The organism is Timonella sp. A28, assembly GCF_051200815.1.
Classification (GTDB): Bacteria; Actinomycetota; Actinomycetes; order Actinomycetales; family Cellulomonadaceae; genus Timonella.
In genome coordinates this window covers 2,487,672-2,501,923 of sequence record NZ_CP195159.1, presented here as the reverse complement: position 1 = coordinate 2,501,923, position 14,252 = coordinate 2,487,672, and the positions used below count along the sequence as shown (strand labels likewise).

General features: G+C 52.7%; 12 protein-coding genes. All 12 read right to left on the bottom strand.

Translation table 11 applies throughout. The annotated features are described in order from the left end of the window. Positions 1–78: 78 nt before the first annotated feature. The gene (glmM, locus tag ACR9EC_RS11865) at positions 79–1,425 is read right to left on the bottom strand and encodes a phosphoglucosamine mutase (RefSeq protein WP_435299419.1); all 1,347 of its coding nucleotides are present in this window, start codon (positions 1,423–1,425) and stop codon (positions 79–81) included. A 91-nt stretch (positions 1,426–1,516) separates the two neighbouring features. Further along, positions 1,517–2,005, bottom strand: a complete 489-nt coding sequence (rpsI, locus tag ACR9EC_RS11860; protein ID WP_435299418.1) for a 30S ribosomal protein S9 — start codon at positions 2,003–2,005, stop codon at positions 1,517–1,519. A gap of 45 nt (positions 2,006–2,050) precedes the next feature. Then, positions 2,051–2,494 carry a 50S ribosomal protein L13 gene (rplM, locus tag ACR9EC_RS11855; RefSeq protein ID WP_435299417.1) on the bottom strand — a complete coding sequence of 148 codons (444 nt, stop codon included), beginning with the start codon at positions 2,492–2,494 and terminating at the stop codon, positions 2,051–2,053. Between the two features lie 426 nt (positions 2,495–2,920). Beyond that, entirely contained in the window at positions 2,921–3,817 is an 897-nt protein-coding gene (locus ACR9EC_RS11850) for a rhodanese-related sulfurtransferase (protein WP_435299416.1), read from the bottom strand. Between the two features lie 77 nt (positions 3,818–3,894). Next, on the bottom strand, positions 3,895–4,791 hold the full coding sequence (gene truA / locus ACR9EC_RS11845) for a tRNA pseudouridine(38-40) synthase TruA (RefSeq protein WP_435299415.1): 897 nt from the start codon (positions 4,789–4,791) through the stop codon (positions 3,895–3,897). A gap of 123 nt (positions 4,792–4,914) precedes the next feature. Further along, on the bottom strand, positions 4,915–5,418 hold the full coding sequence (gene rplQ, locus ACR9EC_RS11840; RefSeq protein ID WP_435299414.1) for a 50S ribosomal protein L17: 504 nt from the start codon (positions 5,416–5,418) through the stop codon (positions 4,915–4,917). Positions 5,419–5,474: 56 nt separating this feature from the next. After that, positions 5,475–6,473 (bottom strand): DNA-directed RNA polymerase subunit alpha, encoded by a 999-nt coding sequence (locus ACR9EC_RS11835; protein WP_435299413.1) that lies wholly within the window; start codon positions 6,471–6,473, stop codon positions 5,475–5,477. A 179-nt stretch (positions 6,474–6,652) separates the two neighbouring features. Then, on the bottom strand, positions 6,653–7,060 hold the full coding sequence (rpsK, locus tag ACR9EC_RS11830) for a 30S ribosomal protein S11 (protein WP_435299412.1): 408 nt from the start codon (positions 7,058–7,060) through the stop codon (positions 6,653–6,655). 110 nt (positions 7,061–7,170) lie between these two features. Then, on the bottom strand, positions 7,171–7,545 hold the full coding sequence (rpsM, locus tag ACR9EC_RS11825; protein ID WP_435299411.1) for a 30S ribosomal protein S13: 375 nt from the start codon (positions 7,543–7,545) through the stop codon (positions 7,171–7,173). Positions 7,546–7,753: 208 nt separating this feature from the next. Beyond that, entirely contained in the window at positions 7,754–7,867 is a 114-nt protein-coding gene (gene rpmJ / locus ACR9EC_RS11820; protein ID WP_106849716.1) for a 50S ribosomal protein L36, read from the bottom strand. Positions 7,868–7,934: 67 nt separating this feature from the next. Beyond that, positions 7,935–8,156 (bottom strand): translation initiation factor IF-1, encoded by a 222-nt coding sequence (gene infA / locus ACR9EC_RS11815; RefSeq protein ID WP_013770189.1) that lies wholly within the window; start codon positions 8,154–8,156, stop codon positions 7,935–7,937. 212 nt (positions 8,157–8,368) lie between these two features. Then, the gene (locus ACR9EC_RS11810) at positions 8,369–14,248 is read right to left on the bottom strand and encodes a hypothetical protein (protein ID WP_435299410.1); all 5,880 of its coding nucleotides are present in this window, start codon (positions 14,246–14,248) and stop codon (positions 8,369–8,371) included. Positions 14,249–14,252: the final 4 nt, after the last annotated feature.

Here is a 14,252-nt window from a genome sequence, read left to right as displayed (position 1 = left end):
AAAGAGCGTCATGAACATGCCCTCGACATGTTCATGACGCTACTTCACAAACGTTTTACGGTATTTCTTGTGCCGCGCTTATAGCGCTAAGAAAGCCTTCACGTCGTCTGCTAATGCTTGGCAAATCTCATCGGCTTGTTCCTGCGTAGCTGCTTCAACCATGACCCGCACAACAGGTTCTGTACCTGAAGGGCGTAGTAATACTCGCCCAGTGGCACCGAGCTGCTCTTCTGCACGACGAACAGCCGCCGCGAGTCCTTCATCTGCTGTTGCCCGTGACTTATCAACGTCTTTTACGTTGATCATGGTTTGCGGCAATGATGGAATGTCACTCGCAAGTTCACTCATTTTCACTCGCTTTTCAGCAAGACGTGAAAGCAAGTGCAATGCTGTGAGAACGCCATCTCCTGTAGTGGAGTAGTCCGAAAGCAGTACGTGCCCGGATTGTTCTCCACCGACGCTAAATCCGTTACGACGCATTTCTTCAAGCACGTAACGGTCACCCACCGCGGTTTGCACGGTGTCGATGTTGCGTTCATTCATCGCCAACTTCAAGCCAAGGTTGGACATGACTGTCGTGACGAGAGTGTTGTTTTTGAGGGTTCCTGCCTCAGCGTGAGCTAACGCCAGCATTCCCATAATTTTGTCGCCGTCTACAACGTTGCCTTCTTCATCTGAAGCAATGCAACGGTCAGCGTCACCGTCAAAAGAGACACCGGCGTGCGCCATGTGGCCCACTGTTGCCGCAGCCATACGACGAGGAGCTGTAGCACCGTATTCGTAGTTGATGTTGAGGCCGTCTGGTTCTGCACCAATAACAATGACCTCGGCGCCTGCACGACGAAGCGCTTCAGGGCCGACTTGGCTTGCAGCGCCGTGTGCACAGTCAACAACAACACGCAGGCCAGACAGCGAGTAGTTCACTGTTTCGACGATGTGGTCAACATACTTGTTTACGGCGTCAAGGTCGCTGGTGATTCGCCCAACGTTCGCGCCGATGGGGCGTTCCCAGTCTTCGCCCATGTGTGCTGCAATTTGGTCTTCAACGTCGTCTTCGAGTTTGTATCCGTGACGGTCAAAGAATTTAATGCCGTTGTCTTGCATTGGGTTGTGTGAAGCAGACAGCATGACCCCAAGGTCTGCATTCATTTCACCGGTTAGGTAGGCAACTGCGGGGGTTGGCAGTACGCCTACGTCAATGACGTCGACGCCTGCTGAGGCCAAGCCTGCACATACTGCCGCGGAAAGGAATTCTCCCGAGGCTCGTGGGTCGCGTCCTACAATCGCGCGGGGGTGAGGCCCAGAAAATTCGCCGCGTAACGCTAGAACGTGTGCCGCACCAACAGCTAAGTCGAGTGCTAGTTCAGCGGTAACATCACGGTTTGCAAGACCACGAACACCATCGGTTCCGAAAAGACGAGACATAAAAATCCTTAAGTTAACAAGGTGGCTTAATTGCCGGAAATGACAACGGCTCCGATGGCATTGCCATCGGAGCCGTTGTAAAGGCTGAAGATCAGCGCTTCGAGAACTGCGAAGCCTTACGTGCCTTCTTCAGACCAGCCTTCTTACGCTCAACGACGCGTGGGTCGCGGGTAAGGAAGCCAGCCTTCTTCAAAGCTGGGCGGTTAGCTTCGGAGTCGATCTCGTTCAGTGCACGTGCAATTCCGAGACGGAGTGCGCCTGCCTGACCGGATGGTCCGCCACCGTTGATGCGTGCAACAACGTCAAAGCGACCTTCAACGTCAACAAGCTTCAATGGTGAGTTCACGATCTGCTGGTGAACCTTGTTTGGGAAGTACTCGTCGAGTAGACGGCCATTGATCTTCCACTGGCCTGTGCCAGGGACGAGGCGTACTCGAGCGATAGCTTCTTTACGGCGACCAAGTCCTTGACCTGGTGCAGTGATGCTCTGACCGCGGCCTGTTGGGGCTACTGTCTCAGAGGTGTAGTTGCTGGGGATTTCTTCTTCCAGCGCGTCAATTTCGACGGTGGTCTCGGCCACTGGTGTGTCCTCGCGTCCTAATAATTCTCAGGTCGTTAAAAACGACTACTGAGCAATCTGGGTGATCTCGAACGGCTTCGGCTGCTGTGCAGCGTGTGGGTGCTCAGAGCCTACGTAGACTTTGAGCTTACCGAGCTGCTGAGCGCCGAGTTTGGTCTTAGGGAGCATGCCTTTTACAGCCTTCTCCACGGCACGCTGCGGGTTCTTCTCCATAAGTTCGGAGTAAGGAACCGCAGTCAAACCACCTGGGTAACCAGAGTGGCGGTATGCCTTCTTCTGCTCAAGCTTGTTCCCACTCAGTGCAACCTTGTCGGCGTTGATGATGATGACAAAGTCGCCACCGTCTACGTGAGGAGCAAAGGTGGCCTTGTGCTTACCACGGAGCAATTGAGCAACGTGGCTTGCGAGGCGTCCAAGAATAACATCGGTAGCGTCGATGACGTACCAGTCGCGTTGGATGTCGCCTGGCTTCGGGGTGTACGTACGCACGTTCGTAGCCTTCGTTTCGTATTCGTTCGTCTCTGGTGCCTAGTGGCATACAGAAAGGTCAGCGAGCTTCACGCGAACCTAGGCGAGTGGGCGCACCAAGTTACAACTGAAGCACTTTGTTGTTGTGTGCAATGAAGGTTTTGGTTTCAGACCTATCATGGTCTGTCCGTCATGTTCCTTCTGGCGGCTTAGAGGTTGAAGCACGGCAGGATCTGTTGCGCGAGCTATGAACGACTCCCCTGGTTTTTGCCAAGTTGCGTTCGCTGCTCAACTCACGATCTACAGCCGATCCGTCTAAGTTTTTCACCTTGACACACAGCAATCAGATCTCAGTGTACCTCACGAAGCTACGTGGATGTACTTGAAGTGCATCACGTTTTACATTGTGAGGCAGGACCTGACGATTATGCAGCAAAAACTGTGCGGTTAAACCGCTGCTAAACGGGTTACGCAGTCTTCGCATACTTCTTCAGCAGCAAAGTGTGCACAGTCATCACAGTAGAGCCGCAATACTTTACAGCCCGGGTCAGCACAGTTTGCAAAATGATCGGTTGCAGCCGCGCAGCGTGAACATTCGCCGAGAGTTTGGGTGTCGTCGTCAAAGTTCACCACCATACGCTTGTCAAAAACGTAAAGTGGGCCCTTCCACAAGCCTTGAGAGCCGAATTTTTCGCCGTAACGAACAATTCCACCCTCGATCTGATACACCTCTTCAAAACCACGGTTTTTCATGAGCACAGAAAGGATCTCGCATCGCACACCACCGGTGCAGTACGAAATAATTTTCTTGCCTTTCAGGGAGTCATATTTCCCTGACTCGATGTCTTCGATGAATCCGTGCGTGGTTTGCACGTCTGGAATAACAGCATTGTTAAAGCGGCCGATCTGCGCTTCAAAAGCGTTTCGTCCATCAAAGAACACAACATCGTCGCCGTGTTCTTCAACAAGTTTGTTCACGTCTTCCGGCTTTAAGTGCGGTCCCCCACCAATGACACCAGAGCGGTCAACCTTGATTTCGTCTGGCGCACCAAACGCAACAAGTTCTGGACGGTCCTTCACCGACAGCCGTGGGAAGTCTTCGCCAGTTCCATCAGACCATTTCACATCCATTTTGCCGAAGCCCGGATACTGCTTTGTTGATTTCACGTAGCGTTTCAAGTCTTCAACAGTTCCACCGAGGGTGGCGTTAATCCCGTGCGGAGAAACAATAACGCGACCCTTTAGGTTCCACTGCTCCCCAAGTGCACGCTGCCAAAGTTTTACAGCAATAGGGTCTGCCACAGGGGCAAAGGCATAGAAGAGAATAATCTTGTGTACGGCCATGTTCTAAGGATATTCGTTTTTCGCCTGTATCTAAGCCAGTTTTTGATCACATGCGCTACCGCTTCTGCCCTACCGTACTAAGACGAGGACAGCGGCCCAATGTGCTCTTGCGCCTCTTCGTCCATACGACGAGCACGAATCGCTACCGCACGCGCAGCAAGTTGATCATGTGGCGGGTAGGCAACTTTCTCTAATGTCAACCCATGCGGGGCAACAACGGCGCTGGAATTTACCCGTGATTTTGAAGCCAACATCTGCGCTGGCCACTCTTCGGGTTTTAATCCAGCACCTACATCAATGCTGGCACCTACCAGTGCACGCACCATGTTGTGACAAAAAGCATCAGCGACGATTGTGGCACGCACCAAACCGGCGTCTGGGCCTTGTGTCACCCGCTCCCACATGAAGGTTTTCAGTTCTCTGATTGTGGTAGCCCCCGGACGCGGTTTACAAAACGCGGCAAAGTCACGCAATCCAGTTAGAGGTGTTGCAGCGCGAGACATCGCGTCAACATCAAGGGGATGTTTGCTCCACAGCACCCAGTCTGCGGTTAATGGGTCACGCAACGCATACGAGTCAGCGATACGGTACTGGTAGGTGCGATACAGCGCAGCAAAACGCGCATCAAACCCGTCAGGGGCTATACATGCCGCATAAACAACGACGTCGCGTGGCATAAGCGCATTAAGTTTATCGACGAGCGCCTCGTGTGGTGCACGGTCAGAACGCCCCGGTAGTCGAGCCCACGGGGTTTCGGGAACATCAACGTGTACGACTTGCCCCCGCGCATGCACGCCCGCGTCTGTGCGGCCAGCAACGGTAACTCGAAGCGGCTCCCGAAACAGCTTATGTAGGGCTTCTTCTAGAGTGCCTTGCACGCTGCGCAATCCCGGCTGGGTTGCCCAACCAACAAAGTCTGTTCCGTTATAGGCAAGGTCAATTCTTACTCGTAGCACCCCTCTATTGTCTCGCATGATGCGCGCCTACTGCGCAAACTTCAACCTATTGACGTTTATTGACTGCACATAAAGCAGTGGAGGGCCCAACCTTGAACAGGTTGGGCCCTCCACTGTGAAAACTAGAAGTTGAGGCTAAGCTCAGTCTTCCTTGGTCTCCTCAGCTGGGGTCTCCTCAACAGGAGCCTCAGCCTTTACAGCCTTCTCAGCAGCTTTTGTTGCTTCTTTAACAACTGCTTGCTTTGGTGAAACAGGCTCAAGAACAAGCTCGATAACAGCCATAGGAGCGTTGTCGCCCTTACGTGTTCCGACCTTGGTGATACGGGTGTATCCACCGTTACGCTCAGCCATTGCTGGAGCGATCTCAGTGAAGAGACGGTGAACGATGGTCTTTGCGTCACCTTCAGCGTCACGAACGTGAACCGTCTTGTTGCGGATAACCTTTGCAACCTGACGACGAGCGTGGATGTCTCCGCGCTTAGCTTTGGTGATGAGACGCTCAGCGAGTGGCTGAAGACGCTTAGCCTTGGTCTCGGTGGTGGTGATGCGGCCGTGCTCGAAAAGGCTTGCCGCAAGGTTCGCGAGGATCAAACGCTCGTGAGCCGGGCTTCCACCGAGCCGTGCGCCCTTGGTAGGGGTAGGCATTGTAGTGCTCCTTGAAATGAGTTACGCCAACCGGCCAAAGCCGGTCAGTCCAGAAGTCAGTTGTACTGCTCGTCTTCGTCTGCGTAGTAGTTCGCAGACTGAGTTGGATCGAAGTCCAGTGGTGAGTCCTTGAGGGAAAGACCAAGCTCAGCGAGCTTCTCTTTAACCTCGTTGATGGACTTAGCACCGAAGTTACGAATGTCGAGCAGGTCTGCCTCTGAGCGAGCAACAAGTTCACCAACTTGGTGAATGCCCTCGCGCTTGAGGCAGTTGTACGAACGGATCGTGAGCTGGAGATCCTCGATTGGAAGCGCCAAATCAGCTGCAAGTGCAGCGTCAGTTGGTGATGGGCCAATCTCGATGCCTTCTGCCTCAATGTTGAGTTCACGAGCAAGACCGAAGAGTTCAACAAGAGTCTTACCAGCGGATGCAAGAGCATCACGTGGTGCGATTGCTGACTTGGTCTCTACATCGACGATGAGCTTGTCAAAGTCGGTGCGCTGCTCAACACGGGTTGCCTCAACCTTGTAGGTAACTTTGAGGACTGGTGAGTAGATCGAGTCAACCGGAATGCGGCCGATCTCTGCTTCGAAGGACTTGTTCTGCTGCGCTGAAACGTATCCACGTCCACGCTCAACAGTAAGTTCGATTTCCAGCTTGCCCTTGTCGTTCAGGGTTGCAATGTGTAGATCTGGGTTATGTACCTCTACACCTGCTGGTGGAACGATGTCCGCAGCGGTCACGTCGCCTGCTCCCTGCTTGCGCAGGTACATCACAACTGGCTCGTCGTTTTCAGACGAAAGCACGAGGTTCTTGATGTTCAAGATGATCTCAGTAACGTCTTCCTTCACACCAGAAACGGTGGTGAACTCGTGGAGTACACCATCGATGCGGATGGAAGTAACTGCTGCTCCAGGGATGGAGGAAAGCAGGGTACGACGTAGTGAGTTTCCGAGCGTGTAGCCGAAGCCTGGCTCGAGTGGCTCGATGGTAAACCGTGAACGGTTATCTGAGATGACCTCTTCGGAGAGGGCTGGGCGCTGTGCAATAAGCACTTCGTGGTTTCCTTTCGAAATGCGTCCGCTATATGACGCATACCTGTGCAGGTGGCGGTTGCCACCTACGTCAACCTGACGTGTTCACTGACTTTTCGACGAGGTGATGCACACTGAATCAGATGATCCAGATGTGGTCACCTCGTCGAGAAGACAAAGGCGAACGATGTGTTACGGGATCAGACGCGGCGACGCTTTGGCTGGCGGCAGCCGTTGTGTGCCTGAGGCGTAACGTCCTGGATCGAACCAACCTCAAGGCCTGCTGCCTGGAGGGAACGGATCGCGGTCTCGCGGCCGGAGCCTGGACCCTTAACGAAGACGTCGACCTTCTTCATACCGTGTTCCTGAGCGCGGCGTGCTGCCGACTCAGCTGCAAGCTGCGCTGCATATGGGGTTGACTTACGTGAACCCTTGAAGCCAACTTGACCGGATGATGCCCACGAAATCACTGCACCGGATGGGTCAGTGATCGAGACGATCGTGTTGTTGAATGTGCTCTTGATGTGAGCCTGACCGATTGCGACATTCTTTTTGTCTTTACGGCGAGGCTTGCGTGCGCCCTGGGCGCCGCGAGTCTTTGGAGGCATGTGCTCTTTTTCTCCTGGGTTAAGATCTTCTGATCGAAAGCCCATACTGTGCCTGCCCAGTTATGGCGGCAATAAAGTATGTGCGGGCTAATCGAACTACTGCTGCTAGATCAGCGAGCCTTCTTCTTACCGGCCACTGTCTTCTTTGGACCCTTACGGGTACGTGCGTTGGTCTTGGTGCGCTGACCACGAACTGGAAGTCCGCGGCGGTGGCGAAGACCCTCGTAGCAGCCGATCTCAACCTTGCGGCGAATGTCGGCAGCAACCTCACGGCGAAGGTCACCTTCGAGCTTGAAGTTACCTTCGAGGAAGTCACGAAGGGCGACGAGCTGGGTGTCGTCAAGGTCCTTTACGCGAACGTCTGCGGAAATGCCCGTTGCTTCAAGTGCTTGCTTGGAACGGGTACGGCCAACGCCGTAGATGTAGGTGAGAGCTACCTCGACTCGCTTGTCGCGAGGGAGGTCCACTCCAATCAAACGTGCCATTAGTCTGATGGCTCCTGTGTGTCTTTCGGAGGTCTGATGCATCACCTCTCGTTATCCGAGCCCCGGCCTCCGAGCCGAGGGTGTGCCAACCTCAGACTTAGTCTGAGAGGTTGGCGGTGATGCTGTCTATCAATGCCTGGATCTATTCAGGCGGGCCGTCTTGAGCCTGACGTCGCGTTGCCGCTGAAAACGAAGCTAATGCTTCGGTTCAGCCCTGGCGCTGCTTGTGACGCAGGTTATCGCAGATGACCATAACGCGACCGTGCCGGCGGATGACCTTGCACTTGTCGCAGATCTTCTTAACGCTAGGGTTGACCTTCATCGTGTCTCCTCTGCTGCATCGGCACGCATCTATGTACGCAAACGATTCAACAGCGATCGAGTGGTGGTTACTTGTAGCGGTAGACGATCCGGCCACGGGACAAGTCGTACGGGCTCAACTCAACGACCACACGGTCCTCTGGAAGGATTCGAATGTAGTGTTGACGCATTTTGCCCGAGATGTGCGCAAGCACCTTGTGACCGTTGGTCAACTCAACGCGAAACATCGCGTTTGGAAGAGCCTCGACCACGCTGCCTTCGATCTCGATGACACCGTCCTTCTTCGCCATATACTCCGCTAACTCCTGTAATTTGGATTACCGATATGTGAGTAGCACATACCAACCCACTATCTTACGGCATTACTTACCGGTTGAGTAGCGTGATTCGGGTAACTTTTGCAGTCATCATGCCACAATCATAAAAGTTGGGGGCCACATGCTTAACACATGTGACCCCCGTGAGAACTAAGCTGCCCTAGACATGAGGCGTCTTCCCTGCCTTAGTTCTCGTGCCCCCTACGGCCTCGTGCTGTAAGCACCGTTATCAAACCAACCAGCATCAAGAAGCTTGCCAAATATGCAAGACCTAGATCTGTTCCGGTTTGCGCCAGTGTGCCACTTACAGCCTTCGTTACCACGACTGGATTTACGGGATTTTCGATGACGTCAGGCAGCGTACCTGTCGATGTCACTGCTACGGTCGCGTCATCATCAGCGCATTCTTCTTGACCTTCATACTGATCGGTCATCGTGCCGCAAATTTCTGCGGTGTTCACAACTTCACCGATTTGTGCGCCCGGGCGTACATTCGCTGTGAGCAGGATGTCTGGTGCAGCGCTCTCTGGCCCTAGCACGCCGTTCAGCGAGCAGGTGAGCTCTCCACCGTAACCGTCAGAATCACCTGTAATTTCACAGTTTTCCCAGGTTGGGAATACGAGTTCGTTGTAGGTGATATCCGTGACGGCCACATCATCAGGGATAGTATCCGTGATGGTGACATCCGTGAGTGTGCCAAGCCCGTCGTTGTGAGCAGACAACAGATAGGTGTAGTCCACTCCTGGGTTGACGGTTTCGACACTTGCTGTCTTTTCGAGGATCAAGTCAGCGGTACGGTCAACCAAGCAATCCTCAGCTATCACCTCAGGGTAAACAACAACAACTGTTGCACCTGGGTTGACAGTGAATTCGATGCGCATTGGTTCACGGAACTTGTATGAGTCCAGCGTTGGGTCAATCACCATGTTCTGCCATGTTGGTGTTTCCCCTGGGCCTGCTGGTCGCATGCCCGGCCATTGGATGGCGATGCCGTCTTCATTTACTTCAGTTCCTGGCCACAGCACAGTTCCTTCGAGCGTTCCATCGTCTGCAACTGGGAACGAGTAGGTTGCTAATGGTTCAGCACCTTCCAAAGCAAACCACTTCATGGTCAAAATCTGACCTGGTTCAAGAGTGAAGTTTTCTGCTTCTACGTAGTACTCCAAGTATTGAGCATCTGCGTAGCATGCGATTTCCGCATTTGGATCGATCTGCTTAACAACTACTGTTGTGGTTCCGCAGTTGTTCTCCTCGTTCGTGTCTTCGTATCCGGATTCAACACATGCCGTGTTTTCAACTGGATCGAACGAGTTAATGAACTCGCCTTCCTCTTCGACTGGTGGGTCATATGTCACCATGAAGCTGATCTCTAGGGTTCCTTCTGGGGCAAGGCCTTGTTCGTCGGAAGCAAAGACAATCTTTCCGTCTTCATTACTGACGAGTGTCCAGCCCACTGGAAGAACAATAGAGTCCGTATCAACTGTGATGAAGTCCGGCAAAGTGTCTGTGACAACCAGTTCATACGCAGTTGTTTCACCATGGTTGGTGACAGCAAGTTTGTATAGGAAGCTGTCGCCTACCTCAATTGCATCTCCACCACCAGGAATGACTGCTTCTTTATCCAAGCCAAGGTCAACAACAACTGGCTCTGGAATGTTTGCGCAGTCACTTGCACTGTCGCTGTCTTGATCAGCCGTGTATGTTGCAGTGTTTGGCGCTCCACCTTCTCCTTCACATTCGCGAATGAAGTCGTAACGGTATTCCTTAGGAATCGTAAATTCGTAAGTCACCGTGTAAACGTGGGTTGCCATGTTTGCGATAACGACGTCTGTTGCGATCGTTGTGTCTCCGACTCCGTCAAAGTTGTCGTTGAGTGTTACGCCTTCTGGGCCAACAACTTCAACTGAGTCGATTACTGCATCTGGGCTGAGACCGAAGTCGTCTGTGAGGGTGTAGGTTCGTGGGTTTACACCGTCTGAGGCGACTGTAACGTCATAAGAGACCCGGAATTTGTCGTTCCCGATAAGTTCTGCGTCTCCTGTCTTCACTTTGTCAATGAAGAGGTTGGACTTGATGTCATCGTTGATGATGCCACACGTAACAACCTGACCGATTGTGAGGTCTACTGTCGCTCCAGCCTCTGTTGGTGTGACCTGCAGAGGATCTTCACCATCGAAGCAGATCCAGCCATCTCCTGTTGGAGGGTAGCCAGGTACTTCACTTTCGGAAAGGTCATACGATCCAGCATCAGCGTCTGCCCATTGGGTGAATGCAACCAATGCATTTGGATCTGCTGGGCTGCCCATTGCGTCAAACGTTGGTTCGTCGTCGATGACTGCTGTTCCACCGCCTGATGGTGCTGCGACGAGGGTGAAGTCACTTGCCACGGAGGAACCACCGTGGTCGTTGACGACTGTTTTAACGAGACGCAGTTGTGCTGGAATGTCATCGTTTGTGATTTCACAGACAACAGTTCCACCGTTAGGGACAGTAACCACGCCGTCTACTAGGTCTCCACCTTCACATGACCAGTCACTTGGTTCGTAACCGAATGGCCCATCTTCAGAGAGGATGTATGCACCGGCATCGACTGCCATTGGTGTGGTGCTTCCTGTGAGTCCACCATTTTGAGGGTTTTGTGATGCGGCCTCGTCAATTGGTGTTGGACCGTCAGCCATCAGTGTGAAGTCTTCCGCCAACGCGGTACCACCGTTGTCGTTGATGACGTTCTTGATCAGAGTTAGCTCGCCCTGCTCGTCATCGTTCGTGATTTCACAGACAACAACTTCACCGTTAGCAACCGTTACGACGCCTTGTTCAAGGGTTCCACCCTCACACGACCAGTCGCTAGCAGCGTAACCGTCAGGACCAGACTCAGACAGAGTGTACGCACCTGCATCGACTGCCGTTGGTGTGGTGCTTCCGGTAAGCCCGTTGTTGCCAACGTTGTATGTTGCGGTTTCGCTGATTGGTGTTGGACCGTCAGCGATCAACGTGAACTGTCCAGCTAACGCGGTACCACCGTTGTCGTTGATGACGTTCTTGACCAGCGTCAATTCGCCCTGCTCGTCATCGTTAGTGATCGTACACACGACGCTTTCAGCATTTCCGATGGTCACGACCCCTTGTTCAAGGGTTCCACCATCACATGACCAGTCACTAGCTGCGTAACCATCTGGGCCAGACTCAGACAGAGTGTACGCGCCCGCGTCAACTGCTGTTGTGGTCGTGCTTCCAGTCAGTCCAGCGTTCTGCTGGTTTTGTGATGCGGTTTCACTGATTGGTGTTGGACCGTCAGCGATCAACGTGAAGTCTTCCGCCAACGCGGTGCCACCGTTGTCGTTGATGACGTTCTTCACCAGCGTCAGGTCGCCCTGTTCGTCGTCGTTGGTAATGGAACACACAACAACATCTGCGTGGGCGATAGTGACTGTGGCACCGTCTTGAGTACCACCTTCACATGACCATTCGCTGGCAGTATAGCCATCTGGGCCAGACTCAGACAGGGAGTAAACTCCAGCTTCAACAACCGTTGTGGTTGTGCTTCCGGTGAGTCCACCATTTTGAGGGTTTTGTGATGCCATCTCGTTAATGGATGATGGGCCATCCGCCGCCAGCCTAAAGTCTTCGGCCAATGCGGTGCCACCGTTGTCGTTGATGACGTTCTTCACCAAGGTCAGTTCACCTGCTGGTGGCACATTGTCGACGTCACAGAGAACTTCTTGTTTGTTATTCTCGTCGTACTGCGGAATGGTTACAGTGAAGCCTGTACGCTCCGCGTTGACTACAACACCTGGGATTTCTTCAATTTTTTCGGTTGCGTTTGGACCCGAGTACCAGCATTGGACGCTGTCGATAACCAGTGGGCCGTCTGGAGCGTTCGGGTGCTCAAACAGCGTTTCGTTAAATGTTGCAACAACGACTTCATCAACAGCTGTTTTTACGGTGAATTTTCCAGCCCGACCATTTCCATCCGTTGTGTGTGATGTTGGAGAGATCGGCAAGAAATCATCGTTTTCATTCACAGCAGAGCCTGCAAATTCAAAGCCCTGTTGCGCAGGCACTCCATCAAGCAGTTTTTGGATAGTAATGTTCGTCGTCTGCTCGGCTTCACGTGCCGTGTTCGTGATGGAACATACAACGTTTGCGCCCTCAACGACTTGCACAATACCGTCAACGACCGGCACAGGCCCTTGATCGTTCGCACACGTCCAGTCAGAAACTAGATACGCCGTGCTCAACACGGGGTTTCCGTTCCACATCAGTTCAGAAAGCTGGTATGCACCAACTCCAACAGTGGTTGCTGCTGTCGTCGCATACTGGCCGTTCCCTGACACGTTTTGTGAAGGAATATCGTCAATTGCGTACCCTGCAGAGCCATCCCACTGAGCACGTAACCGGAAACTTGACGCGGTTGTATTATCGTTTGGCCGTGTTTCAACAGTCTTTGCTAGTTGCAGTGTTCCTGTAAGTAAGGTGTTCGTTATCGTACATTCAACGTTTTCACCTTCAGCGACCGTAATCACATCACCGCCGACTACCGGACCAGATGCACCGGTACACGTCCAATCACTTGCCACATATGAAGGGTCTGTACCCTCACTCAACGTAATATCGCCAACAGGAACCTCAACTGTCGCTGTTGAACCCGTGCTTCCAGCGCTTGGTGCTTCCTCAATAACAGGCACACCCTCATGCGTTGCAACAAGAGTGAAGTCGCTTGCGTCAAGCCCTTCGAATGCATCGTTGTCAACGACTTTCGTCAACGTCAAGTTAGCAGTTGGAGCCAATTCAGCATTTGTGACAAGACAGGTTATGCTCGATCCATTTTCAACCAGAACTTCCCACGAATTATTTGTGACAGCAACAGGTTGGCCTTCACAATCAACACTCTCAATCTCGTAACCGGCTCCTACCACTTCAGTTATCGTGACCGTGTCTTGAGTTTCAAGCAATAACAGATCTGCCTCAATCAGCGGCGCATTTCCACTAGCATCAGTTGTCACCGATGTTGGCGTAAGAATCGTTTCTGGGGCGGCAGCTACCGCCGTAAATTCAACGCCTGCTTGCGGTTCATACGTGTCTTCAAGAGTGTGTAGCCTCTTTTGGATTTGGATAGTTCCCAACCCCAAGCCACGCGGTTCGATTCCTCCGTCCTTAGGCGTCTTTGATTTGAACGTGTTATCAACAGCACACACAACATCTTGTTTGTTTTTGTCATCCAAAACAGTGATATCGAGCGAAAAACTGTTACTGCTCAATACAGAAGTCGACAGAGCTTCACCGCGACCTTCAAAAGTCTTACCCCAGTAACATTGTGCTGAGGCAAGAGGATAGTCCCCCTTTTCGAGGCTTCCATGCCCATTCAAGGACTCTTGGAAAGTCAACGTTGACGAAGCCCCAACTTCAGCTTTAACAGTGAAAACCCCTGCTTCGCCCTTGCCGTCTGTGGAATGTTTAGTCGCCGCGACGAATTCGCCACCGCTCAACTTCACTGCCTCAAAGTCGAAGCCCTGCTTGATCGCTTTACCATCAACGGTCTTCACGATCCGCACGTTTGTGGTTTCTTCAGCAGGAGGAGCGCTTGGTTCCTCCTCCTCGGTTTCTGTAGGAGCTGCACTCTTTGCCGAATCAGATTTTTTTTCTGTAGATTTTGGCTCAGGAGCAGCCGGTTCTTCAGACGCGGGCTCTGAAGAATCTTTCTTAGAAGTATCAGTCTTCTCTTCAACAGCAGGCTCAGGATCAGCTTCCGCCTTCTTTGGCTCAGGATCCTTAGTCTCAACTGGAGTCGGCGTAGGTGTAGGGGTTTCCGGCGCTGCACTCTCAGATTTACTACTCGTATCAGTATTCGCTTTAGTTGCCGGGTCCTGCGTCGCCTCAGAAGAAGCAGGAGAAGGCTCAACAACATTACTTGCCTGCGCAGCAACAGGAACAAAAGACAAAGTTACTGCAACAGCAATTGCACTTGCTAACGTGTGATGCGTTCCTTTTCGCAGCCGCAACAAGCCGCCGCTTAAGCCATGCCGGCCACGCAGACGGTGCTCGTCCACCCTTTTTCTACTCATTGTT